At 54.9% G+C, this 25,293-nt stretch carries 19 protein-coding genes, 4 tRNA genes, 3 rRNA genes and 1 riboswitch; of the genes, 4 read left to right on the forward strand and 22 right to left on the reverse strand.

Features of this window, described 5'->3' with window-relative positions:
* From ilvD to ilvL, 6 genes are all read right to left on the reverse strand, one after another.
* Positions 1-1,851 carry a dihydroxy-acid dehydratase gene (ilvD, locus tag N2K86_RS21730; RefSeq protein ID WP_148388550.1) on the reverse strand — a complete coding sequence of 617 codons (1,851 nt, stop codon included), beginning with the start codon at positions 1,849-1,851 and terminating at the stop codon, positions 1-3.
* Between the two features lie 60 nt (positions 1,852-1,911).
* Entirely contained in the window at positions 1,912-2,841 is a 930-nt protein-coding gene (gene ilvE, locus N2K86_RS21735; protein ID WP_014885677.1) for a branched-chain-amino-acid transaminase, read from the reverse strand.
* An 18-nt stretch (positions 2,842-2,859) separates the two neighbouring features.
* Positions 2,860-3,123 carry an acetolactate synthase 2 small subunit gene (gene ilvM / locus N2K86_RS21740; protein WP_059354681.1) on the reverse strand — a complete coding sequence of 88 codons (264 nt, stop codon included), beginning with the start codon at positions 3,121-3,123 and terminating at the stop codon, positions 2,860-2,862.
* On the reverse strand, positions 3,120-4,766 hold the full coding sequence (ilvG, locus tag N2K86_RS21745; protein ID WP_260659939.1) for an acetolactate synthase 2 catalytic subunit: 1,647 nt from the start codon (positions 4,764-4,766) through the stop codon (positions 3,120-3,122). Before ilvG ends, ilvM begins: the two co-directional genes overlap by 4 nt.
* 2 nt (positions 4,767-4,768) lie before the next feature.
* Entirely contained in the window at positions 4,769-4,819 is a 51-nt protein-coding gene (gene ilvX, locus N2K86_RS22680; RefSeq protein ID WP_201405605.1) for a peptide IlvX, read from the reverse strand.
* An 86-nt stretch (positions 4,820-4,905) separates the two neighbouring features.
* Positions 4,906-5,004, reverse strand: a complete 99-nt coding sequence (ilvL, locus tag N2K86_RS21750) for an ilv operon leader peptide (protein WP_001311244.1) — start codon at positions 5,002-5,004, stop codon at positions 4,906-4,908.
* Positions 5,005-5,346: 342 nt separating this feature from the next.
* Here ilvL and N2K86_RS21755 point away from each other — a divergent pair, with 342 nt between their 5' ends.
* The gene (locus N2K86_RS21755) at positions 5,347-6,867 is read left to right on the forward strand and encodes a YifB family Mg chelatase-like AAA ATPase (protein ID WP_260659940.1); all 1,521 of its coding nucleotides are present in this window, start codon (positions 5,347-5,349) and stop codon (positions 6,865-6,867) included.
* Between the two features lie 29 nt (positions 6,868-6,896).
* Here the strand turns inward: N2K86_RS21755 and N2K86_RS21760 are convergent, their stop codons facing one another.
* Positions 6,897-7,235, reverse strand: coding sequence for a DUF413 domain-containing protein (locus N2K86_RS21760; protein WP_008501577.1), 339 nt, complete (start codon positions 7,233-7,235; stop codon positions 6,897-6,899).
* A gap of 118 nt (positions 7,236-7,353) precedes the next feature.
* Between N2K86_RS21760 and hdfR the strand changes: the two genes are divergently transcribed.
* Positions 7,354-8,175: an HTH-type transcriptional regulator HdfR gene (hdfR, locus tag N2K86_RS21765; protein WP_260659941.1), complete on the forward strand. Its 822-nt coding sequence runs from the start codon at positions 7,354-7,356 to the stop codon at positions 8,173-8,175.
* A 97-nt stretch (positions 8,176-8,272) separates the two neighbouring features.
* Here hdfR and N2K86_RS21770 read toward each other — a convergent pair.
* The 9 genes from N2K86_RS21770 to btuB all read right to left on the reverse strand — a co-directional run bounded on the left by N2K86_RS21770 (position 8,273) and on the right by btuB (position 16,625).
* Positions 8,273-8,348: transfer RNA gene (locus N2K86_RS21770), tRNA-Trp, on the reverse strand.
* A gap of 53 nt (positions 8,349-8,401) precedes the next feature.
* Positions 8,402-8,478: transfer RNA gene (locus tag N2K86_RS21775), tRNA-Asp, on the reverse strand.
* Between the two features lie 56 nt (positions 8,479-8,534).
* Positions 8,535-8,650, reverse strand: a 5S ribosomal RNA gene (rrf, locus tag N2K86_RS21780).
* Positions 8,651-8,719: 69 nt separating this feature from the next.
* Positions 8,720-11,626 (reverse strand): 23S ribosomal RNA (locus N2K86_RS21785).
* A gap of 172 nt (positions 11,627-11,798) precedes the next feature.
* A tRNA-Ala gene (locus tag N2K86_RS21790) sits at positions 11,799-11,874 on the reverse strand.
* A gap of 42 nt (positions 11,875-11,916) precedes the next feature.
* Positions 11,917-11,993: transfer RNA gene (locus N2K86_RS21795), tRNA-Ile, on the reverse strand.
* A 68-nt stretch (positions 11,994-12,061) separates the two neighbouring features.
* Positions 12,062-13,600, reverse strand: a 16S ribosomal RNA gene (locus N2K86_RS21800).
* Together the 16S, 23S and 5S rRNA genes with 4 tRNA genes alongside form the textbook arrangement of a ribosomal RNA operon.
* A 381-nt stretch (positions 13,601-13,981) precedes the next feature.
* Positions 13,982-14,833: a glutamate racemase gene (gene murI, locus N2K86_RS21805; RefSeq protein WP_260659942.1), complete on the reverse strand. Its 852-nt coding sequence runs from the start codon at positions 14,831-14,833 to the stop codon at positions 13,982-13,984.
* Complete coding sequence (btuB, locus tag N2K86_RS21810; protein ID WP_260659943.1) at positions 14,778-16,625, reverse strand: TonB-dependent vitamin B12 receptor BtuB; 1,848 nt, start codon at positions 16,623-16,625, stop codon at positions 14,778-14,780. Before btuB ends, murI begins: the two co-directional genes overlap by 56 nt.
* Positions 16,626-16,691: 66 nt before the next feature.
* A riboswitch (cobalamin riboswitch) is annotated at positions 16,692-16,867 on the reverse strand.
* A 104-nt stretch (positions 16,868-16,971) separates the two neighbouring features.
* Here btuB and trmA point away from each other — a divergent pair.
* Positions 16,972-18,072, forward strand: a complete 1,101-nt coding sequence (trmA, locus tag N2K86_RS21815) for a tRNA (uridine(54)-C5)-methyltransferase TrmA (RefSeq protein WP_260659944.1) — start codon at positions 16,972-16,974, stop codon at positions 18,070-18,072.
* A 79-nt stretch (positions 18,073-18,151) separates the two neighbouring features.
* Here trmA and N2K86_RS21820 read toward each other — a convergent pair whose 3' ends face one another.
* Positions 18,152-18,511, reverse strand: coding sequence for a YijD family membrane protein (locus tag N2K86_RS21820; RefSeq protein ID WP_042713638.1), 360 nt, complete (start codon positions 18,509-18,511; stop codon positions 18,152-18,154).
* A 9-nt stretch (positions 18,512-18,520) separates the two neighbouring features.
* Positions 18,521-19,159 carry an HTH-type transcriptional repressor FabR gene (gene fabR, locus N2K86_RS21825; RefSeq protein ID WP_008501784.1) on the reverse strand — a complete coding sequence of 213 codons (639 nt, stop codon included), beginning with the start codon at positions 19,157-19,159 and terminating at the stop codon, positions 18,521-18,523.
* Between the two features lie 196 nt (positions 19,160-19,355).
* Between fabR and sthA the strand changes: the two genes are divergently transcribed.
* Positions 19,356-20,756 carry a Si-specific NAD(P)(+) transhydrogenase gene (sthA, locus tag N2K86_RS21830; protein WP_126817877.1) on the forward strand — a complete coding sequence of 467 codons (1,401 nt, stop codon included), beginning with the start codon at positions 19,356-19,358 and terminating at the stop codon, positions 20,754-20,756.
* Here the strand turns inward: sthA and oxyR are convergent.
* The 4 genes from oxyR to argC form a co-directional block, all read right to left on the reverse strand.
* Positions 20,739-21,656, reverse strand: a complete 918-nt coding sequence (gene oxyR / locus N2K86_RS21835) for a DNA-binding transcriptional regulator OxyR (RefSeq protein WP_014172176.1) — start codon at positions 21,654-21,656, stop codon at positions 20,739-20,741. The two genes, sthA and oxyR, sit on opposite strands and share 18 nt — an antisense overlap.
* A 314-nt stretch (positions 21,657-21,970) precedes the next feature.
* Positions 21,971-23,344, reverse strand: a complete 1,374-nt coding sequence (gene argH, locus N2K86_RS21840; RefSeq protein WP_260659945.1) for an argininosuccinate lyase — start codon at positions 23,342-23,344, stop codon at positions 21,971-21,973.
* A gap of 105 nt (positions 23,345-23,449) precedes the next feature.
* Positions 23,450-24,226, reverse strand: coding sequence for an acetylglutamate kinase (argB, locus tag N2K86_RS21845; RefSeq protein WP_260659946.1), 777 nt, complete (start codon positions 24,224-24,226; stop codon positions 23,450-23,452).
* A gap of 6 nt (positions 24,227-24,232) precedes the next feature.
* Entirely contained in the window at positions 24,233-25,237 is a 1,005-nt protein-coding gene (gene argC, locus N2K86_RS21850; RefSeq protein WP_260659947.1) for an N-acetyl-gamma-glutamyl-phosphate reductase, read from the reverse strand.
* Positions 25,238-25,293 lie beyond the last annotated feature (56 nt).

A 25,293-nucleotide genomic window follows, 5' to 3' on the forward strand; every position in this document is an offset into this window, starting at 1 on the left:
TTAGCCCCCAAGTTTAGATTTATCGCGCACCGCGCCTTTATCTGCACTGGTGGCAAGGCTAGCGTAGGCGCGCAGGGCGAAGGAGACTTCACGCTGGCGGTCTTTCGGCGTCCAGGCTTTGTCGCCGCGCGCTTCCTGCGCTTCACGACGGGCCGCGATTTCCTGGTTGCTCAGCTTGAGCTGAATACCGCGATTCGGAATGTCGATTTCGATCAGGTCACCGTCTTCGATGATCGCAATATTGCCGCCGCTTGCCGCTTCGGGGGAGACGTGGCCAATGGAGAGGCCTGACGTGCCGCCAGAGAAACGCCCGTCGGTGATCAGCGCGCAGGCTTTGCCGAGGCCCATCGATTTCAGGAAGGTGGTCGGGTAGAGCATCTCCTGCATGCCCGGACCGCCTTTCGGCCCTTCGTAGCGAATGACCACCACGTCGCCTTCCACCACTTTGCCGCCGAGGATGGCGTCTACCGCCTCATCCTGACTTTCATACACTTTTGCCGGACCGGTGAATTTGAGGATGCTGTCGTCCACGCCAGCGGTTTTCACGATGCAGCCATTTTCCGCAAAGTTACCGTACAGCACGGCCAGGCCGCCGTCTTTGCTGTAGGCGTGTTCCAGCGAGCGGATGCAGCCTTCGGCGCGATCGTCATCCAGCGTGTCCCAGCGGCAGTCCTGCGAGAACGCCTGGGTGGTGCGGATGCCCGCCGGACCGGCGCGATACATGTTTTTCACCGCGTCGTCTTTGGTCAGCATGACGTCGTACTGCTCCAGCGACTCCGGCAGCGTCAGGCCGAGCACGTTTTTCACGTCGCGGTTCAGCAGCCCGGCGCGATCCAGCTCGCCGAGGATACCAATCACGCCACCCGCACGGTGGACATCTTCCATGTGGTACTTCTGGGTACTCGGCGCGACTTTACACAGCTGCGGCACTTTACGGGAGAGCTTGTCGATGTCGCTCATGGTGAAGTCGATTTCGGCTTCCTGCGCGGCGGCCAGCAGGTGCAGAACGGTGTTGGTGGAACCGCCCATGGCGATATCCAGCGTCATGGCGTTCTCGAACGCCGCTTTGCTGGCGATGCTGCGCGGCAGCGCGCTGGCGTCGTCCTGCTCGTAGTAGCGCTTAGTCAGCTCAACGATGCGTTTACCGGCATTGAGGAACAGCTGCTTACGGTCGGCATGGGTCGCCAGCAGCGAGCCGTTGCCCGGCTGAGACAGACCCAGCGCTTCGGTCAGGCAGTTCATGGAGTTGGCGGTGAACATCCCGGAACAGGAGCCGCAGGTCGGACACGCGGAGCGCTCAACCTGGTCGCTCTGCTCGTCAGAAACTTTCGGGTCCGCGCCCTGGATCATCGCATCAACCAGGTCGAGCTTGATGATTTTGTCGGAGAGCTTGGTTTTCCCCGCTTCCATTGGACCACCGGAGACGAAGATCACCGGGATATTCAGGCGCAGGGAGGCCATCAGCATCCCCGGGGTGATTTTGTCGCAGTTGGAGATACAGACCATCGCATCGGCGCAGTGGGCGTTAACCATGTACTCAACCGAGTCGGCGATCAGCTCGCGCGACGGCAGTGAATAAAGCATGCCCCCGTGGCCCATCGCGATACCGTCATCCACCGCAATGGTGTTGAACTCTTTCGCCACGCCGCCGGAAGCTTCGATTTGCTCGGCAACCAGTTTGCCCAGATCGCGCAGGTGCACGTGGCCCGGTACGAACTGGGTGAAGGAGTTCACCACGGCGATAATTGGCTTGCCGAAATCGGCGTCGGTCATTCCGGTGGCGCGCCACAGTGCGCGTGCACCCGCCATGTTACGGCCGTGGGTGGTGGTGGCTGAACGATACTTAGGCATGCTTTATTTACTCCCGTCTGACGATTTAATGGGACGGTGCGTGCCGTCCCAAATTTATATTTAGTGATTAACCTGATCCAACCAGCCGTATTTATCTTCCGTTTCACCGGTGAAGAGGCCAAAGAACGCTTGCTGAATGCGTTTGGTGACTGGGCCACAGCGGCCCTCGCCCACCTGGATACCGTCTACACTGCGCACCGGCGTAATTTCAGCCGCGGTACCGGACATGAACACTTCATCGGCCAGATACAAGGATTCGCGGGACAGTACCTGCTCGCGCACTTCGATACCCAGATCTTTTGCCAGCTTAATGATGGCGTCGCGGGTGATGCCCGGCAGCGCGGAGGAGGTGAACGGCGGGGTGAACAGAATGCCGTCTTTTACTTCAAACAGGTTTTCGCCCGCACCTTCGGAGATGTAGCCGTTCACGTCCAGGGCGATACCTTCCTGATAGCCGTGGCGGCGCGCTTCGCTACCGACCAGCAGGGAAGAAAGGTAGTTTCCGCCCGCTTTCGCGGCGGTCGGGATGGTGTTTGGCGCGACGCGGTTCCAGGAAGAAACCATTGCGTCGATCCCCTGCTCCAGGGCTTCTGCACCCAGGTAGGCACCCCATGGGAACGCGGCAATGATCACATCGGTGTTGTAACCGGCTGGCGGGTTCACGCCCATGCCGACGTCGCCCACGAAGACCAGCGGACGAATATAGGCGCTGGTCAGGTTGTTTTTACGGATCACCTCGCGGCAGGCTTCCATCAGCTCATCAACGCTTTGAGAAACCGGGAAACGATAAATTTTGGCTGAGTCATGCAGACGCTGCATGTGTTCACGATGGCGGAACACCACTGGTCCTTTGTGAGAATCGTAGCAACGGATGCCTTCAAACACGGAGGTACCGTAGTGCAGCGCGTGGGACATCACGTGGACCTTCGCGTCCTCCCAGCGAACCATCTCACCGTTGAACCAAATGTAATCAGCTTTTTTTGTCGTCATTTTTTCGTCCTGTCACGCTTAAGCGCGGATTTGTTGTGATGTGGTTGTGCTCTGGCAGATGGCAACATGGGCAACGTCTACCAGTTTTGATAATTGGCTAAACAGTAAGTCGACCGGCCTCGGGCTGGCAACGGTTAATTCGATACTGATGTTCCGGGCGTCTGTGGCCGTTTCCATATTCATAGAGCAAATCTGAAAACCACGATGACGCACCACGCGCAAAACGCGCTCTAAGGTTTCCGGGTTGAAGCGAGCCTGTACGGCGACCTGATGCTGCATCATGATAATTTCTCCATCATTTGTGAGTTACTGGCACCAGGCGGTACCAACGGCCAGACGTTCTCGAGTTCGTCGATTGAGACATGAAGCAGGTAAGGCCCATCGCTGTTCAGCATGGTGTCGAGCGCCGCTTCAACCTGATCTTTACGGGTGATGTGCTGACCAGGGATGCCAAAGGCGCTGGCCAGGGTGAGGAAATCGGGGTTATCGGTCAGCGTCGTTTCGCTGTAACGCTCCTGGAAGAACAGCTGCTGCCACTGGCGAACCATCCCTAAACGCTGGTTGTCGAGCAAGACGATTTTCAGCGGCAACTGCTTACGCTTAACAGTGCCGAGCTCCTGAACGTTCATCATGAAGGAGCCGTCACCGGAGATACAGATAACGGTATCGTTCGGGCGGGCAACCTGTGCGCCTACGGCTGCTGGCAGACCGAAGCCCATCGTCCCTAACCCGCTGGAGGTGATGAAGTTTTCCGGGCGAGTGTAGGCCATGTGCTGCGCGGACCACATCTGGTGCTGGCCGACGTCGGTGGTGACGACACTGTCAGCTGGTTTACGGTCGGACAACTGCTTCAACAGCAGCGGCGCGTAGATGGCCTCGCCGGGATGGTCGTAACGCCAGGCGTGCTCGGCGCGCATGTCTGCGGCGTGCTGACGCCATGCGTTGATATCCAGCGGCTGTTGCAATGCCGGTAACAGCGCGTTGAGATCGCCCTGCAGCGCAACGTGCGCCTGACGCAGCTTGTTCATCTCCGCCGGATCGATATCCATATGGATGACTTTGGCGTTCGGCGCAAAGGTATTCAGCTTGCCGGTGACGCGGTCATCAAAACGGGCCCCTACGGCGATGAGCAAGTCGCACTCCTGCACCGCCAGGTTTGCCGCTTTGGTGCCGTGCATCCCCAGCATGCCCAGATAGTAGGGGTAGTCCGCGTCGACTGCGCCCAAACCTTTCAGCGTGCAGGTCGCTGGCATCTGCGTTGTTGCGATAAATTCGCGCAGGGCTGGAACGGCCTGCGCCATGCCGACGCCACCGCCGACGTACAGCATCGGCTGTTTTGCCTGCATCAACATCTGACGGGCCTCTTCAACTTCCGCATCCGGAAACACATCGTCGCTTTCAACGGTGGAGAAGTGCGGTTCCAGATCGCCGAGTGCCACCTGGATATCTTTCGGGATATCTACCAGAACCGGACCAGGACGACCAGAGCTTGCCACTTCGAACGCTTCTGCCATCACGCGCGGCAGCTCTTCCAGAGACTGGACGAGGAAGCTGTGTTTGGTGCAGGCCAGCGATAAACCGAGGACGTCAACTTCCTGGAAAGCATCGGTGCCGATGAACGGAGACGCCACCTGGCCGGTAATGGCTACGACGGGAACAGAATCCAGCAGGGCATCCGCCAGACCAGTGATCAAGTTGGTTGCGCCTGGGCCTGAAGTGGCCATGCAGACACCGGTTTTGCCCGTGGCACGAGCGTAACCAATGGCTGCCATCGCTGCACCCTGCTCGTGTCGGCACAACAGGTGTTCCACGCCGCCGTCATACAGTGCATCGTAAATCGGCATAATTGCGCCACCCGGATAACCGAATACGGTTTCCACTCCCTGCGCGCGCAACGCATGTACAACCCATTGTGCCCCATTCATAGTTAGTTCCCCGTCATAAATCTGGAGAAACAGAATTTTATGCTAGTCGTCATTCTCTGCTCCTCGTTTACGTTTTTTAGTCATAAAAAAACCCCCGGACCTTTCGGTGCGGGGGTCTTAGTTCGTTAAGGCTTGATTTCTAAGCCTTTCCTCGTCCAAGTGCAGCCCCGCACGGTGGGATAATAATCACCACCACGCTAATCACGACCAGGCTAATCACTCGTAGAAGGGCTGTCATTTTCAGTTCTTTCTGCATCTTGTTCGAAGGAATACCTAAAGAGTTATCACAGAATTCAAAACAAACACAAGATTTATTTATGGCTCATTTGATTAGCCAGCAAATCATATTTCTTAAAATCGTTGTTTTATATGAGGAAAATAGAAAATGAATATTTTTCATTTTTTTCACTGCTGACCACAACGTCAAAACGCAGTTTTTCACCTTCTGCGAGAAGGCTTCCATGATTATGCAATGGCATGAATGCGGCATAAAAATACCTGAACAGGTGCCGAAAATTCGCAAACTGACGCTAAAAAGACGATCCAGGCGCTGGCATAGTCACACCAGGAGGTAGTGCAAATGTCACTGTCAGTTGTTTATACGCGTGCGGCTCTCGGGGTGAAGGCACCGCTGATTTCCGTAGAGGTTCATTTGAGTAATGGTCTGCCCGGACTCACGCTTGTCGGGCTACCGGAAACGACGGTTAAAGAAGCCAGGGATCGCGTTCGCAGCGCAATAATAAATAGCGGTTATACCTTCCCCGCGAAGAAGATCACCATCAACCTTGCCCCCGCCGATCTACCCAAAGAGGGGGGACGATACGATTTACCTATCGCGATTGCGCTTCTCGCGGCTTCTGAGCAGCTTAATACAACCAGGCTAGGCTCGTACGAGTTTGTGGGCGAACTCGCGCTCACAGGCGCGTTAAGAGGCGTTCCCGGTGCAATATCCGGAGCGCTGGAGGCAATCCGTGCAGGGCGGCAAATCATTGTCGCCAATGAAAACGCATCAGAAGTGAGTCTTATTGCAGAAAAGGGATGCCTTATAGCGGGGCATCTTCAGGAAGTGTGTGCCTGGCTGGAAGGGCGACATGAACTGTCCGAGCCAGAGGAGTGTGACGATGCGGTAACGGATGTACCAGAGGATCTCTGCGAGATTATGGGACAGGAGCAAGGGAAACGGGCGCTGGAGATCACGGCAGCGGGTGGACACAATCTTCTGCTGATTGGCCCACCGGGTACGGGTAAAACCATGCTGGCGAGCAGGTTGAGTGGGTTGCTACCACCGCTCAATAATCATGAAGCGCTGGAAAGCGCCGCCATATATAGCCTGATCGGTTCTACGTCGCTGCAAAAACAGTGGCGTCGACGTCCTTTTCGTTCTCCGCATCATAGCGCTTCACTGACGGCAATGGTCGGCGGTGGGTCTATTCCGGGGCCGGGAGAGATCTCACTGGCACACAATGGCATTCTATTTCTTGATGAGCTGCCTGAATTTGAGCGCCGCGTGCTGGATGCACTGAGGGAGCCCATTGAATCCGGCGAGATACATATCTCACGCACGCGCGCCAAAATAAGCTATCCCGCCCGGTTTCAACTCGTCGCGGCGATGAACCCCAGCCCCACGGGGCACTATCAGGGGAATCATAACCGCTGTACGCCAGAGCAGACGCTGCGCTATCTGGGTAAGTTATCCGGCCCATTCCTCGATCGTTTCGATTTATCGCTGGAAATCCCGCTTCCCCCGCCAGGCCTGCTCAGGCAGACGGGTATACAGGGTGAAAACTCCGCGAATGTTCGAGAGCGGGTTATCGCGGCGCAGGCGCGACAGTATGCCCGTCAGAACAGACTGAATGCGCGGCTGGATAATGCCGGGATCCGCCAGTTTTGCTCACTTAACGGTGAGGATGCGGGGTGGCTGGAAGATACATTGACGCGGTTTGGGCTGTCCATACGTGCGTGGCAGCGTCTGTTGAAAGTGGCCAGAACCATCGCTGACGTGGAGGACTGTACTGACATTGAAAGGAAACATTTGCAGGAAGCGCTGAGCTATCGCGCTATCGACCGCTTGCTGCTGCATTTGCAGAAGTTGCTGGCATAAAAAAGGGGCCGCAGCCCCTTCTCATCATCTTAGTCGTCAGACTCGGTGTAGTCTTCTGCACCTTCCATCTGCGGCTTACCGCCAGAAAGCGTATGGAAGCGCTTTGGACGCTTAATGCGTGCCATATACTTGATCCACACACGTTCTGCTTCAGACTGCGGCTCACGCTCACCACGGCACACAGAAACAAACTGTTTTTCGTCTTCGGTAGCAGGTTCACGCTTACCCAGATCCAGCTCGTTAAAGGCATAACCATGGCGCTCAAGCAGTTGAGCTTCTTTGATGGTGAAATCGCCGTGACGAGAGAACCCGCGCGGATAATGTTTATTGTCGAAAAAACGATTAGTCGTCGTAAAGCTTTCCGCCATCCTACACGCTCCTAATTCTTTGGCCGAGCTATTTATGGCGCGGAGTATTAGTTACGCTTGACAGAGTGTAAAACAAAACATTTAAATCATAACGACAAATAATTTTGTGGAGAAAGATGTGGATACGGAATTGCTAAAAACTTTCCTTGAAGTGAGCAGAACGCGTCACTTCGGGCGAGCCGCTGAAGCCCTTTACCTGACGCAGTCAGCAGTCAGTTTTCGTATTCGACAGCTGGAAAATCAACTGGGTGTGAATCTTTTTACCCGCCATCGCAACAATATCCGCCTCACGCCTGCCGGTGAAAAACTGCTTCCGTATGCGGAGACATTGATGAACACCTGGCAAGCAGCGCGTAAAGAGGTTGCACATACCTCAAGACACAATGAGTTTTCGATTGGGGCCAGCGCATCCCTGTGGGAATGCATGCTCAGTCAGTGGCTAAGCCGGTTGTATCATTCACACGGGCATCTGCAATTTGAGGCCAGAATTGCGCAACGTCAGTCGCTGGTTAAGCAACTCCATGAGCGCCAACTGGATCTTCTGATCACGACAGAAGCCCCCAAGATGGACGAATTTAGCAGCCAGATCGTAGGGCAGTTTGGCCTTGCGCTTTATGCATCTGAGCCGTCAATGATGAAATCCGATCTGAGTTATCTGCGTCTGGAATGGGGCCCGGATTTTCAGCAACATGAGTCAGGATTGATTGCCAGCGATGATGTCCCGCAGTTAACAACAAGCTCTGCGGAGATTGCCTGCCAGCAGCTGCCTTTATTAAAGGGCTGCACCTGGCTACCTACTCGCTGGGCAGACAGCAGACCGGGTCTGCATACCGTCGCAGATTCCACGACGCTTTCCAGACCGTTATATGCGATTTGGCTGCAGAACAGCGATAAGCAGTCGCAGATTAAAGATCTGCTAAAAATCAACATCATGGACTAACGCAAAAAGCCTGCAGAGATGCAGGCTTCTTTATTCGCAGTGTTGTTTGTCGTATTACAGGCAAAAAAAATCCTTTGCCGAAGCAAAGGATTCTATATGGCAGGGGCGGAGAGACTCGAACTCGCGACACCCGGTTTTGGAGACCGGTGCTCTACCAACTGAGCTACGCCCCTAAAGTTTCTTACCATCAAGCCTGCCTAAAAGGCAGGCTTGATGTCTTAATAAGTGGCGGAACGGACGGGACTCGAACCCGCGACCCCCTGCGTGACAGGCAGGTATTCTAACCGACTGAACTACCGCTCCACCGAAGACTGCTTGTAACCACCGGATTAATGCACCGGCTTACTACTTAATTTGATGCCTGGCAGTTCCCTACTCTCACATGGGGAGACCCCACACTACCATCGGCGCTACGGCGTTTCACTTCTGAGTTCGGCATGGGGTCAGGTGGGACCACCGCGCTAAAGCCGCCAGGCAAATTCTGTTTATCTGTATCAGGCTGAAAATCGTGTCTGTCTCTTCGCCAAAACATCTTCGGCGTTGTAAGGTTAAGCCTCACGGTTCATTAGTATCGGTTAGCTCAACGCATCGCTGCGCTTACACACCCGACCTATCAACGTCATAGTCTTTAACGTTCCTTCAGGAGACTTAAAGTCTCAGGGAGAACTCATCTCGGGGCAAGTTTCGTGCTTAGATGCTTTCAGCACTTATCTTTTCCGCATTTAGCTACCGGGCAGTGCCATTGGCATGACAACCCGAACACCAGTGATGCGTCCACTCCGGTCCTCTCGTACTAGGAGCAGCCCCCCTCAATTCTCCAGCGCCCACGGCAGATAGGGACCGAACTGTCTCACGACGTTCTAAACCCAGCTCGCGTACCACTTTAAATGGCGAACAGCCATACCCTTGGGACCTACTTCAGCCCCAGGATGTGATGAGCCGACATCGAGGTGCCAAACACCGCCGTCGATATGAACTCTTGGGCGGTATCAGCCTGTTATCCCCGGAGTACCTTTTATCCGTTGAGCGATGGCCCTTCCATTCAGAACCACCGGATCACTATGACCTGCTTTCGCACCTGCTCGAGCCGTCACTCTCGCAGTCAAGCTAGCTTATGCCATTGCACTAACCTCCTGATGTCCGACCAGGATTAGCTAACCTTCGTGCTCCTCCGTTACTCTTTGGGAGGAGACCGCCCCAGTCAAACTACCCACCAGACACTGTCCGCAACCCGGATCACGGGTCTACGTTAGAACACCAGCCATTAAAGGGTGGTATTTCAAGGATGGCTCCACGCAGACTGGCGTCCACGCTTCAAAGCTCCCCCACCTATCCTACACATCAAGGACCAGTGTTCAGTGTCAAGCTATAGTAAAGGTTCACGGGGTCTTTCCGTCTTGCCGCGGGTACACTGCATCTTCACAGCGAGTTCAATTTCACTGAGTCTCGGGTGGAGACAGCCTGGCCATCATTACGCCATTCGTGCAGGTCGGAACTTACCCGACAAGGAATTTCGCTACCTTAGGACCGTTATAGTTACGGCCGCCGTTTACCGGGGCTTCGATCAAGAGCTTCGCGTTGCCGCTAACCCCATCAATTAACCTTCCGGCACCGGGCAGGCGTCACACCGTATACGTCCACTTTCGTGTTTGCACAGTGCTGTGTTTTTAATAAACAGTTGCAGCCAGCTGGTATCTTCGACTGATTTCAGCTCCACCCGCAGGGGCTTCACCTACATATCAGCGTGCCTTCTCCCGAAGTTACGGCACCATTTTGCCTAGTTCCTTCACCCGAGTTCTCTCAAGCGCCTTGGTATTCTCTACCTGACCACCTGTGTCGGTTTGGGGTACGATTTGATGTTACCTGATGCTTAGAGGCTTTTCCTGGAAGCAGGGCATTTGTTACTTCAGCACCGTAGTGCCTCGTCATCACACCTCAGCGTTAACAAGGTACCGGATTTACCTGGAACCTCCGCCTACATGCTTAAACCGGGACAACCGTCGCCCGGCTAACATAGCCTTCTCCGTCCCCCCTTCGCAGTAACACCAAGTACAGGAATATTAACCTGTTTCCCATCGACTACGCCTTTCGGCCTCGCCTTAGGGGTCGACTCACCCTGCCCCGATTAACGTTGGACAGGAACCCTTGGTCTTCCGGCGTGCGGGCTTTTCACCCGCATTATCGTTACTTATGTCAGCATTCGCACTTCTGATACCTCCAGCAACCCTCACAGGCCACCTTCAACGGCTTACAGAACGCTCCCCTACCCAACAACGCATAAGCGTCGCTGCCGCAGCTTCGGTGCATGGTTTAGCCCCGTTACATCTTCCGCGCAGGCCGACTCGACCAGTGAGCTATTACGCTTTCTTTAAATGATGGCTGCTTCTAAGCCAACATCCTGGCTGTCTGTGCCTTCCCACATCGTTTCCCACTTAACCATGACTTTGGGACCTTAGCTGGCGGTCTGGGTTGTTTCCCTCTTCACGACGGACGTTAGCACCCGCCGTGTGTCTCCCGTGATAACATTCTTCGGTATTCGTAGTTTGCATCGGGTTGGTAAGCCGGGATGGCCCCCTAGCCGAAACAGTGCTCTACCCCCGAAGATGAGTTCACGAGGCGCTACCTAAATAGCTTTCGGGGAGAACCAGCTATCTCCCGGTTTGATTGGCCTTTCACCCCCAGCCACAAGTCATCCGCTAATTTTTCAACATTAGTCGGTTCGGTCCTCCAGTTAGTGTTACCCAACCTTCAACCTGCCCATGGCTAGATCACCGGGTTTCGGGTCTATACCCTGCAACTTAACGCCCAGTTAAGACTCGGTTTCCCTTCGGCTCCCCTATACGGTTAACCTTGCTACAGAATATAAGTCGCTGACCCATTATACAAAAGGTACGCAGTCACACCACGAAGGTGCTCCCACTGCTTGTACGTACACGGTTTCAGGTTCTTTTTCACTCCCCTCGCCGGGGTTCTTTTCGCCTTTCCCTCACGGTACTGGTTCACTATCGGTCAGTCAGGAGTATTTAGCCTTGGAGGATGGTCCCCCCATATTCAGACAGGATACCACGTGTCCCGCCCTACTCTTCGAGTTCACAGCAAGTGTGCTTTCGTGTACGGGACTATCACCCTGTACCGTCGGACTTTCCAGACCGTTCCACTAACACACAAGCTGATTCAGACTCTGGGCTGCTCCCCGTTCGCTCGCCGCTACTGGGGGAATCTCGGTTGATTTCTTTTCCTCGGGGTACTTAGATGTTTCAGTTCCCCCGGTTCGCCTCGTTAACCTATGTATTCAGTTAACGATAGTGTGACGAATCACACTGGGTTTCCCCATTCGGACATCGCCGGGTCAAAGGTTCATATCACCTCGCCGGCGCTTTTCGCAGATTAGCACGTCCTTCATCGCCTCTGACTGCCAGGGCATCCACCGTGTACGCTTAGTCGCTTAACCTCACAACCCGAAGATGTTTCACTTCTGATTGCGAAAATTTGAGAGACTCGAACACACATTACATGTGTGTCGTTTCAATTTTCAGCTTGATCCAGATTTTTAAAGAGCAAAACTTCGCAGTGCACCTTTTCAGGTTCACTCTGAAGTTTTCTTGTATTTCGCAGTAAAAGGATGGTGGAGCTATGCGGGATCGAACCGCAGACCTCCTGCGTGCAAGGCAGGCGCTCTCCCAGCTGAGCTATAGCCCCATCGTTTGTAATCTCTGTACCGCTCATCCTTTAAAAGGAGTTTGGTAGGCCTGAGTGGACTTGAACCACCGACCTCACCCTTATCAGGGGTGCGCTCTAACCACCTGAGCTACAAGCCTGCAGAGATTTTTACTGCTATTTTCATCAGACAATCTGTGTGAGCACTACAAAGGCAGGTTCTTTAAGGTAAGGAGGTGATCCAACCGCAGGTTCCCCTACGGTTACCTTGTTACGACTTCACCCCAGTCATGAATCACAAAGTGGTAAGCGCCCTCCCGAAGGTTAAGCTACCTACTTCTTTTGCAACCCACTCCCATGGTGTGACGGGCGGTGTGTACAAGGCCCGGGAACGTATTCACCGTAGCATTCTGATCTACGATTACTAGCGATTCCGACTTCATGGAGTCGAGTTGCAGACTCCAATCCGGACTACGACGCACTTTATGAGGTCCGCTTGCTCTCGCGAGGTCGCTTCTCTTTGTATGCGCCATTGTAGCACGTGTGTAGCCCTACTCGTAAGGGCCATGATGACTTGACGTCATCCCCACCTTCCTCCAGTTTATCACTGGCAGTCTCCTTTGAGTTCCCGGCCGGACCGCTGGCAACAAAGGATAAGGGTTGCGCTCGTTGCGGGACTTAACCCAACATTTCACAACACGAGCTGACGACAGCCATGCAGCACCTGTCTCAGAGTTCCCGAAGGCACCAATCCATCTCTGGAAAGTTCTCTGGATGTCAAGAGTAGGTAAGGTTCTTCGCGTTGCATCGAATTAAACCACATGCTCCACCGCTTGTGCGGGCCCCCGTCAATTCATTTGAGTTTTAACCTTGCGGCCGTACTCCCCAGGCGGTCGACTTAACGCGTTAGCTCCGGAAGCCACGCCTCAAGGGCACAACCTCCAAGTCGACATCGTTTACGGCGTGGACTACCAGGGTATCTAATCCTGTTTGCTCCCCACGCTTTCGCACCTGAGCGTCAGTCTTTGTCCAGGGGGCCGCCTTCGCCACCGGTATTCCTCCAGATCTCTACGCATTTCACCGCTACACCTGGAATTCTACCCCCTCTACAAGACTCTAGCCTGCCAGTTTCGAATGCAGTTCCCAGGTTGAGCCCGGGGATTTCACATCCGACTTGACAGACCGCCTGCGTGCGCTTTACGCCCAGTAATTCCGATTAACGCTTGCACCCTCCGTATTACCGCGGCTGCTGGCACGGAGTTAGCCGGTGCTTCTTCTGCGGGTAACGTCAATTGCTGAGGTTATTAACCTCAGCACCTTCCTCCCCGCTGAAAGTACTTTACAACCCGAAGGCCTTCTTCATACACGCGGCATGGCTGCATCAGGCTTGCGCCCATTGTGCAATATTCCCCACTGCTGCCTCCCGTAGGAGTCTGGACCGTGTCTCAGTTCCAGTGTGGCTGGTCATCCTCTCAGACCAGCTAGGGATCGTCGCCTAGGTGAGCCGTTACCCCACCTACTAGCTAATCCCATCTGGGCACATCTGATGGCAAGAGGCCCGAAGGTCCCCCTCTTTGGTCTTGCGACATTATGCGGTATTAGCTACCGTTTCCAGTAGTTATCCCCCTCCATCAGGCAGTTTCCCAGACATTACTCACCCGTCCGCCGCTCGTCACCCGGGAGCAAGCTCCCTGTGTTACCGCTCGACTTGCATGTGTTAGGCCTGCCGCCAGCGTTCAATCTGAGCCATGATCAAACTCTTCAATTTAAGTTTGATGCTCGTGAATTAAACTTCGTAATGAATTACGTATGTTCACTCAGAGACTTGGTATTCATTTATTGTCCGAAGACATTAAGAATCCATGTCACTTTGAGTGCCCACACAGATTGTCTGATAAATTGTTAAAGAGCAGTGCAACGCGGCTTTCGCTCACCGTTGCGAGGTCCCGTATATTACGTTTTCCTCATTCAGAGTCAAGCAATTATTTTCACTTTTCTCTGTTGGCGTTCATCTCTGAACCCCGCTAACCCGGCGGCTTGCATGCCGTTGTTCCGTGTCAGTGGAGGCGCATTATAGGGAGTTCTCAGACGTTGACAACCCCTCTTTTAAAAAAAACGTTTAACCGTCTCTTTTTTGCGCAAAACTGTGTCAGAGCGCCAGTTTTTCGAGCGTTTCAAACCCATAACGGCGTAAAACGGGTAAAAGTTGCTCAGTCTCTTTCGTGATGGCCATACAAAACGCGATATTCGCATCGGTAGATTTCGCATCCGGTGCTTCGTGCTCCAGCAGCCAGGCCGTACGACGGGCGATAGCAGCACCAGAATCCACCAGTCGGGTTCCTTCCGGGAGAACCTCTAACAATTCTTCCTGTAATAAAGGGAAGTGAGTGCAGCCCAGCACAACCGTATCCGGTGGCTCCGGCATCCGCAGCCACGGGCGAAGAATGCGACGCAGCTCGTCAAGTGACACCGCCTCTCCGTGCAACTTGGCTTCCGCCATCTCCACCAGTTCTGCCGAACCCAACATTGCGATCTGGCACTCATTGGCGAAACGGTCAATGAGTTCGCGCGTATAAGGACGTTTTACCGTACCACGCGTGGCCAGCAAACCGACGATACCATTCGCCGTCAGACGTGCAGCGGGTTTAATTGCAGGCACAACACCCACAACAGGGAACGGGAATTTTTCACGCAGGGCAGGAAGGGAGACCGTGCTCGCCGTATTGCAGGCAATAACCGCCAACGCCAGGGGATAGCGCTGTTGAACCGCTGTGACGATTTCAACCACACGCTCCACAATAAAGTCTTCACTCTTTTCCCCATACGGGAACGCGACGTTATCGAAGGCGTAGATATAATGGAGATCCGGCAGAAGATGCCGAATCTCATCATAGACCGAAAGCCCACCGACGCCGGAATCAAACACCAGCACGGTGGGGCGCGGATTAGAAGGTGTAGCTGCCAGACAAGGTGTATTCCCGTCCTGCAGTTTGATAGCCATAAACTGTCTCGTAATCTTTATCGAACAGGTTGGCTATTTTACCACGAACTGTGAGGTGAGAGGTGACAGGATATGAAACTGCGACATCCCACAGGCTTACACCGCCCATTTTAACCTTTTGATACGGATAGGTTCCAAAGTTGGTATCGTAACGCGTCCCCAGGTAATGGTAAGTCAGGCTCCAGTCGAGATCATAGATCTGGGTATCGAGCTGGTACTTCACCTGCTGCTTAGCGCGACGATCGAGAACTTCGTTGGTCGTCGCATTACGCGCATCAACATAGTCATAACCGACAGTATGCATCAACGGGCCAGTGTCAAATGACGCCGTGGCTTCTACACCTTTGATACGTGCTTTGCCGACGTTGTAATATTCCTGAAGGTTGTTATTGAAGTCGATAAGATTATCGACATCGTTACGGTAAGCTGAAACACGCCAGCTCACACCTGCCGTAAGCCCCTCGAATGCACCTTCCCACTGCTTGCTTTCTTCTGGATCAAGATGGTCGTTGCCATAAAAGCCATAAAGCTGCCCTAAATTAGGCGCTTTATATGCCGTGCCATAAGAGGCGATGAACCGATAACCCTCAATAAATTCCCAGGCGGCACTGCTTTGCCAGGTACCATGTCGACCAAACTGAGAGTTATCGTCGCTACGGGCTGCTCCTTCGAGAGTAAAGTCGCCTAATTTTTGCAACCCGGTCAGATAGATGCCCGTGTTACGCAAGTCGTAGCCATTCGTGACATAGTTTGTGTTGGGCTCAGTGCTCTGTTTCTGCCAGTCGACACCGGCGCCAATGTTGCCGTGTCCAACATCAACGGAGTTGGTCCACTGAACGTTGTACTGTTTGATTTCATCCAGCGTCGCCGTGGAGTCATAACGCCCCAGATGCGGATCGTAGTTAAAGTCTTTACTGTGGCTGTAGCTGGAGAGCAACTGTGAATGGAAGATGTCCTCGTTAAAGCGCAACCCGGCATCCCAGGTCTGACTATACAACTGGCGAGAATCAACCAGCACATCAGGTGTAAATGCGCTGTAATAGCCGTCATAAGCGGTACGGTTGCTGTAGCCATAACCGCGCACAAAGCCACTCCACTGCTCAGAGAATGTATGTTCCAGCGCGCCGTATATCGTTTTATTCATATAACCGTCGCGATCGGTCTGAGCAAGACCACCGTTGTTGCCGTCCGCGACCACATCAAAACCTTTGGTATAGGTGTAATCACCCGCCAGCGTCACGCGCGTGCTGTCGCCCAATGTTTGCTGCGTGCTGCCACCATAATTTTGGTAACCGTGCGAACCGACTCCCGCGTTCAACGTTGTACCGTCTTTTGCTCGCGTGGTGATAATGTTCACCACGCCGCCAATCGCGTCTGAACCATACACAGCAGAACGTGGTCCACGAATGTATTCGATTCGCTGTACCAGGGAGATCGGAAACTGGCTGAGATCTGACGATCCCGTAACGCCCGCCTGGTTAAGGCGAATACCATCGACGAGAATCAGGACGTGGCTGGAGTTAGTGCCACGTATAAAGAGAGAAGAGAGTTGCCCCATCCCGCCATTTTGCGCCGTATCCACGCCGGGCAGGCGGCGCATGACATCAATAACGGTCGTGGATTGCCAGCGATCAATATCTTCACGCGTCACAACCGAGGTTGCAGCCAGAACAGATTTTTCAGGTTGTTCAAAACGATTTGCCGTCACCACCAACGAGTCGGCGCTATCCTGCGCCCAGCCCGAAAATGCCGTGACGGACAACGCCGTCAACAGCGATACTTTTTTAATCATTGTTAAAGCATCCACAATATAAGAAGGATGCCGCAGGCCTCATCTATAGCACGCGATGATGAAACCAAATGCGACGTGATCCCGGCAGGTCTTCGGGCTAGGTGGCGTTACACGGATGAAGACTTCCCATTTTCACAGTGTCTACAACATTCATCCCGCCAGTCTTTACCGCTGCGCGTCAGCTCCAGATTCACACTGGATTCCCTTTTCACTCTCAGGAGACCGGAAACAGAATGCTACAATTAGACACGTATAGATGTCCAGACAGCTATTGGCCATTAAATCTGGACATCCCCTGAACAATGCCTACAATCCCCGCGTAATTCTTTATCACTCAGGACGTATCATGACCCCAGAACACCTCCCGACAGAACAGTACGACGCGCAGCTGGCAGAGAAAGTCGTCCGCCTGCAAAGTATGATGACGCCTTTCAACGCGCCCGTTCCCGAGGTGTTCCGCTCTCCTGTCAGCCACTACCGCATGCGCGCCGAGTTCCGCATCTGGCACGACGGTAACGACCTGTACCACATCATTTTCGATCAGCAGACGAAATCCCGTATTCGCGTGGACAGCTTTCCGGCGGCGAGCGAACTCATTAACCAGTTAATGACGCTGATAATGGACGGCGTGCGCAATAACCCTGTCCTGCGCCACAAGCTGTTCCAGATTGACTACCTCACCACGCAAAGCAACCAGGCGATTGTCTCTCTGCTGTATCACAAAGCCTTGAACGACGAGTGGCGCGAGCAGGCCGAAGCCCTGCGTGACGCGCTGCGTGCGCAGAACATCAACCTTCACCTGATTGGCCGCGCGACCAAAACTAAAATCATGCTCGACCAGGACTACGTCGACGAGCGCCTGCCGGTAGCAGGTAAAGAGATGGTGTATCGTCAGGTCGAAAACAGCTTCACCCAGCCGAACGCCGCAATGAACGTGCAAATGCTGGAGTGGGCGCTGAAGGCGACAGAAGGGTCAACGGGCGATCTGCTTGAGCTGTACTGCGGTAACGGCAACTTCTCGCTGGCGCTGGCGCGTAACTTCGATCGCGTGCTGGCAACGGAAATCGCCAAACCGTCGGTTGCCGCCGCGCAGTACAACATTGCCGCTAACCATATCGACAACGTGCAGATCATTCGTATGGCGGCAGAAGAGTTCACGCAGGCGATGAACGGCGTACGCCAGTTTAACCGCCTGGAAGGGATCGATCTGAAGAGCTATCAGTGTGAGACGATTTTTGTCGACCCGCCGCGCAGTGGCCTGGACAGCGAAACCGAAAAGATGGTGCAGGCGTACCCGCGCATTTTGTACATTTCCTGTAACCCGGAGACGCTGTGCAAGAACCTCGAAACATTGAGCCAGACGCACAAGGTTGAACGTCTGGCGCTGTTCGATCAGTTCCCGTATACGCACCATATGGAGTGCGGCGTTTTACTTACCGCGCGGTGATCTGTAGGCCGGATAAGCGTAGCGCCATCCGGCGTTTTTGGCAGGCGGCGCTTCGCTTACCTGCCCTACAAATAATTCATTACTCCGGCAACTGGCTCTTGCGGCTACGCATGCGTGAGCCAATCCAGAACACCAGCGCCACAGACAGTACCGCAGGCAGGAAGTTAGAGCCGATATCCGGATACTCCGCGCGCACCACGGTGCTATACAGCAAGACGCCCAGAATAAAGCAGGCAGCGGCCAACCCCGGTAACCCCACCGGCATGGTGCGGTTCAGGTAACGTTGATGCAGGCAGTAAACCGTCAGCACCAGCGCAATAAGCGGGAAAATCGAAAATGGAACGATTGAGCTAAAAATAGCGGCAAACGTACCATTAATGGATAAGCCAGCGATCAATGCCAGCAACAGCGTCCCTTTATCCTGACCTGACTGTTTCATTACTCACCTTCACTCTTCGGTTTGATGTGCCAACTTCTCTTGTTCGCGGCGATACCAGTAGTACGCACCTTTCGAAATCATGCGCAGCTGCAATACCAGTCTCTCTTCGAGCTGCTTGCGTTGTTCAATGCTGACATCCAGCGCTTCGGCACCCGCGCTGAAAACTATCGTCACCATCGCCTCGGCCTGCGCTTCAGTAAACGCACGCGGCATATGGTTTTCGAGTTCCAGATAGTCGGCAAGTTCCGCGATGAAATGCTGAATTTCGCGCGCGACGGCGGCACGAAACGCCGCCGATGTGCCCGAACGCTCGCGCAGAAGCAGACGAAACGCGTTGGGGTTATTGCCGATAAACTCCATAAAGGTCGATACGGAAGTGCGGATCACGCTGCCCCCTTTGGCGATACGCTGACGCGCCTGGCGCATCAGCTGTCGCAGCATCAGCCCGCTCTCATCGACCATGGTAAGGCCCAGTTCATCCACATCACGGAAGTGACGATAGAAGGACGTTGGCGCAATCCCGGCCTCGCGTGCGACTTCGCGCAGGCTCAAACTGGCAAAACTCCGCTCAGCACTCAGTTGACTGAATGCTGCTTCCACCAGCGAACGCCGGGTTTTCTCTTTTTGTTGTGCTCTTACGCCCATCACGATAGTTGAATCCTTCCAAAGGCCTGATGGCACTATACCAGAGAATAAAATTAATCTGTTTGCCTGGCTTTGTGAATGATTGTTTACGTGCGGTTTGTGCTCCACTGCCGGAAAAAAGCACAACGATAATTGGGTTACCCCGGCAATGATGTTATGATTCTGTTGCTTTTATGTATAAGAACAGGTAAGCCTTGCCATGCCACATTCCTACGATTACGACGCAATAGTTATTGGTTCCGGCCCCGGCGGCGAAGGCGCTGCTATGGGTCTGGTGAAACAGGGAGCTAGAGTAGCGGTCATTGAGCGCTACCATAATGTCGGCGGCGGTTGCACCCACTGGGGCACCATCCCTTCGAAAGCCCTCCGCCACGCCGTTAGCCGCATTATTGAATTTAACCAGAACCCTCTCTACAGCGACCACTCCCGACTTCTTCGTTCCTCCTTTGCTGACATCCTGAATCATGCGGATACCGTCATTAACCAGCAGACGCGCATGCGTCAGGGGTTTTATGAGCGTAACCACTGTGAGATTTTGCAGGGCAACGCGCATTTTGTGGATGAACATACCCTGGCACTCGAATGCCACGACGGTTCGGTTGAAACCCTCACCGCCGAAAAATTTGTGATTGCCTGCGGTTCACGCCCGTACCATCCGGCAGACGTGGACTTCTCCCACCCACGCGTTTACGACAGCGACTCCATCCTCAGCCTGCAGCACGAGCCACGCCATGTGATCATCTATGGCGCGGGCGTGATTGGCTGCGAATATGCGTCGATCTTCCGCGGAATGGAGGTCAAAGTTGACCTGATCAACACCCGCGACCGCCTGCTGGCATTCCTCGACCAGGAGATGTCAGACTCCCTCTCCTACCACTTCTGGAACAGCGGCGTGGTGATTCGCCATAACGAAGAGTACGAGAAGATCGAAGGCTGCGACGACGGGGTGATCATGCACCTGAAGTCCGGCAAGAAGCTGAAGGCGGACTGCCTGCTGTACGCCAACGGCCGTACCGGCAACACGGATTCACTGCAGCTGGAAAATATCGGGCTTGAGACCGACAGCCGCGGTCAGTTGAAGGTCAACAGCATGTACCAGACCGCGCTACCGCACGTTTACGCGGTCGGCGACGTGATTGGTTACCCAAGCCTGGCCTCTGCCGCTTACGACCAGGGACGCATTGCCGCACAGGCGCTGGTAAAAGGCGAAGCGACGGCGCACCTGATCGAAGATATCCCAACGGGGATCTACACTATTCCGGAAATCAGTTCGGTCGGTAAAACCGAGCAGCAGCTGACGGCAATGAAGGTGCCTTACGAGGTGGGACGTGCCCAGTTTAAACATCTGGCGCGGGCGCAAATCGTGGGGATGAGCGTAGGTACGCTGAAGATCCTGTTCCATCGCGAGACGAAAGAGATCCTCGGTATTCACTGCTTCGGTGAACGCGCGGCGGAAATCATTCATATCGGCCAGGCAATAATGGAGCAGAAAGGCGGTGGTAACACCATCGAGTACTTCGTTAACACCACCTTTAACTACCCGACGATGGCGGAAGCCTACCGGGTAGCTGCGCTGAACGGCTTAAACCGCCTGTTTTAACGCGTTGTCAAAATGGCCATCCATCGAACCACGGATGGCCTCTGCCAGCTGCTCATAGCGGCTGCGCAGCGGTGAACCCGGACGATAAACGAGGCCAATGGTGCGACGCGGCTCCGGCTTAATGCACGGCAGATACACCACGCCATCACGCTTACGCTCGCGCGGCACGGCCAGCGCAGGCAGCAGCGTAATACCGCTTCCCGCCGCGACCATATTACGCAGCGTTTCCAGGCTGGTTGCGCGGAAATGGGTATCCTCATCGGCACCCGCTTCGAAGCAGAAGCCCATCGCCTGATCGCGCAGGCAGTGGCCATCTTCCAGCATCAGCAGCTTTTCACCGGCCAGATCGGCCATCGGTACGCGATCGCGGTTCGCCCACGGGTGATCTTCATAGATCGCCAGCATCATCGGCTCATCGAACAGCGGTACTTCAATAAAGGCTTCACTCTCTTTTACCAGCGCCAGAATCGCACAGTCGAGCTTGCCGCTGTCTAACTGCGCCAGCAGCTGATGGGTTTGCGCTTCATGCAGGTACATTTCGAGTTTCGGGAACGTCTGGTGCAGCATCGGAATGATGTGCGGCAACAGGTACGGGCCAACGGTTGGGATCAGGCCAATATGCAGCGGGCCGGACATTGCCTCCCCCTGCTGGCTTGCCATTTCCTTGAGCACTTTGACCTCGCGCAGCACGGTGCGCGCCTGATCCACCAGCAGAAGACCTGCCTGTGTGAACAGAACCTTACGACTGGTGCGCTCCAGCAGCATCACGCCCAGCTCGTCTTCCAGCTTGCGGATCTGACCGCTCAGCGTGGGCTGGCTGACGTGGCAGGAATCTGCCGCGCGGCGAAAGTGACGATGCTCGGCTAACGCTACCAGGTATTCAAGATCACGAATATTCATTATTCATCCTCCGTCGCCACGATAGTTCATGGCGATAGATAGCATAGCAACGAACGATTATCCCTATCAAGCATTCTGTTGAATAATACAGCACATAGACGAGGCGGCACGTGTTTGACCCTTGACGTCCCCGCACCGTCAAACGAGTTTCTCTCAAAACTCGAACAACTAAAGCCAACGTGAACTTTTGCGGACCCCGTGGTCCGCTTTTTTTTGCGTAAAAAAGCCTGGCGATAAGCCAGGCTCCGTTTTTCTCCCTCTCCCCGTGGGAGAGGGCCGGGGTGAGGGCACCAGCCCGCACTATTTAAACCCAATCAAACCAACCGGTTTTTCGCATCCGCAATTGCCTGCGCCACCTGCTTCGGCGACACGCCGCCTTTCGCCGCACGCTTATCCAGACAAGACTGCAGCGCCAGAATCGGATACACATCCTCCCCGATCACCGCACTGAATTTCTGCAGGTCAGCCAGGGGCAGATCTTCCAGCGGTTTACCCTGGCGAATCGCTTCTACCACCGCTTCACCCACAATATGGTGCGCTTCACGGAACGGTACGCCCTTCGCCACCAGATAATCCGCCAGCTCGGTGGAGTTGGCATAACCCTGCTGCGCCGCTTCCTGGCAGCGCGGACGTTTCACCTGAATGCCGTCCAGCACCAGCGCGCCCATATGCAGACAGTCCAGCCAGGTGTCGAGCGCGTCGAACAGCCCTTCTTTATCTTCCTGCATATCTTTGTTGTACGCCAGCGGCAGCCCTTTCAGGGTCATCATCATGCCGGTCAGCGCACCCTGCACGCGGCCACATTTGCCGCGGATCAGCTCCAGCGCGTCCGGGTTTTTCTTCTGCGGCATCAGGGATGAGCCTGAGGTCACGCGGTCGGACAGCTCGACGAAGCCCGCTTCGCCAGAGTTAAAGAAGATCAGGTCTTCGGCAAAGCGCGAGAGATGCACCATCCCGATGGATGCGTTAGACAGCAGCTCCAGCACATGGTCGCGGTCGGACACGCTGTCCAGGCTGTTACGGGTGGCGGAGGCAAAGCCCAGCCAGCCTGCCAGCTGTTCACGGTCGATGTCGTAAGCGGTACCCGCCAGCGCGCCGCTGCCCAGCGGGCTGACGTCCAGACGTTTCAGGGTATCCTGCAGACGGCTTTCGTCACGCACCAGCATCTCAACGTAGGCCAGACACCAGTGCGCAAAGGTCACCGGCTGGGCGCGCTGCAGGTGGGTATAGCCCGGCATCACCGCGTCCTGGTTGTTTTGCGCGGTTTCCACCAGCGCGCTCTGCAGCTGACGGTTGGCCGCCAGCAGTTCGCCAACGGTATCTTTACACCACAGCTTCAGGTCGGTGGCGACCTGGTCGTTACGACTGCGCCCGGTGTGCAGCTTTTTACCCAACTGACCCACTTTGTCGATCAGTTTGCCTTCCACCCAGCTGTGAATATCTTCGGCATCGCTCTGCAGGATTTGCTGCGGATCCAGACGCACCTCTTCCAGCAGGTTATTCAGCGCCTCTTCCAACTGCAGCTGTTCGTCTGCAGTCAGTACGCCAACGGTCACCAGCGCTTTGGACCAGGCCACAGAGCCGACAATATCCTGTTCGGCCAGGCGGTAGTCGAAGCGCAAAGAGTCGTTGAACTGTTTGAACCGCTGATCCGCTGCCTGTGTAAAACGCCCACCCCAAAGTGCCATAACGAATTTCCTTAATGATGATATTTTTGCCCGGTGGCGCTGCGCTTACCGGGCCTACAAAATTCACGCAGGCCGGATAAGCGAAGCGCCATCCGGCACAGAATCTTAAGCCAGAATACGCGTGCCAATCGGCGTGCCGTTAAACAGCGCCGGGAGCTGCTCCGCGTGACGCCAGGAGGCGATATCCACCGGGCGGCCCAGCGTGCGTGCGGCATCCAGCGCGGCGTTCACTTTGACGATCATGCCGTCGGTAATAATGCCCTGCGCAATCAGCTGCTCGGCTTTCTCAGCGGTCATTTCCGCAATGCGCTGGCCTTTGCCGTCCAGAATGCCGCTCACGTCGGAGAGCAGGATCAGATCCGCACCCAGCGTTGCCGCCAGTGCGGTCGCCGCCTGGTCAGCGTTGACGTTCATCAGCTCGCCCTCTTCGGTCACGCCGATAGAGCTCACCACCGGCAGGAAACCACCTTCCAGCAGCGTGTTAATCAGCTTAGGCGAACCCGGCTGTGCCAGTCCAACGTGGCCGAGCGCTTCGTCGAGCTGGGTCACTTTTACGCTGTCGCCATCGCCAAGATAGAGGCCAACGGACGCGATGTGGTGTTTCTTCGCCCACGCCAGCAGCGTTTTGTTCGCCGTACCCGCCAGCGCACCGGTAATGATGTCAATCTGATCAGCAGGCGTCACGCGCAGGCCATTTTTCTTTTCCACCGGCAGGTTGAGCCCTTTCATCAGCTCGTCCACCACGCAGCCGCCGCCGTGCACAATCACCAGCGGACGTTGGTGTGATTCACGATAGTTCACCAGCGCGGTAAACAGACGCTCCAGCGCTTCTTCGCTGTCCAGCAGTACACCACCGAGTTTGATAATTAATGGGTTCATCATCACACCTTAAATAAGAGCCTGCGTTTCCGGGAAACCGAAACGAATATTTGCACACTGCATTGCCTGTGCGGCAGCGCCTTTGAGTAAGTTATCTTCTGCGGCGACGACGATGAGATGCTCACCCTGCACGGCAAAGCCGATGTCGCAGAACGGCAGGCCGACCACGTTTTTCAGCGCCGGCACGCCTTTGTCGTACAGGCGCACCAGCGGTTTATCCGCATACGCCTGGGTGAAGACCTCGTTCACCTGCTCTTTGGTCACGCCAGGCTTCAGGCGGCAGGTAATGGTTTCGAGGATCCCACGCGGGAAGCTGCCCAGGTGCGGGGTGAAAATCACCTCGGCACCCAGATGCGTGGTGATTTCAGGGTGATGACGGTGATTAAACACGCCATACGGCTGAAGGCTCACTTCGCAGAAGCTGTTAGAGATAGCGGCCTTGCGCCCTGCTCCGCTCACGCCGCTGGTGGCGTTGATCACCGGCCACTGGTTGAGATCCAGCAGGCCCGCGTCGATCAGCGGCTTCAGGGAAAGCTGTGCCGCCGTCGGATAGCAGCCCGGCACGGCAATCAGGTTCGCTTCTTTCAGTTTGTCTGCGCTCCACTCCGCCAGGCCGTACACCGCTTTTTCGAGCAAATCCGGGTGCTGATGAGTGAAGCCGTAATATTTTTCGTAGAACGCCCCGTCGTTCACCCGGAACGCCCCGGAGAGGTCGAAGACCACGCAGCCAGCCGCCAGGAACTGCGGCGCCAGGTCGTGGCTGACCTCGTGCGCGGTGGCTAAAAACACCACGTCGACGCCGTCGGTAAACTCGCTGATGTCAGACATTGGCTGCAGCGGCAGGTCAACAATCCCCTTAAGCTGCGGATGCAAATCGGAAATTAACTTTCCTGCATCATTGCTTTGCGCTGACACGGTCAAAGCGGTTATGGTCATATGTGGATGGCGATTCACGTAGCTTACAAGCTCTGCGCCCGCATAACCGCTAGCGCCTACAATCAGCGTATTCAACATCGGGTTCCTTTATGCTCAACGTTAATGTATTTTTATTCACATTTATTGCATGAATA

Origin of the sequence: Enterobacter mori (assembly GCF_025244905.1) — a bacterium.
Classification (GTDB): domain Bacteria; phylum Pseudomonadota; class Gammaproteobacteria; order Enterobacterales; family Enterobacteriaceae; genus Enterobacter; species Enterobacter mori_A.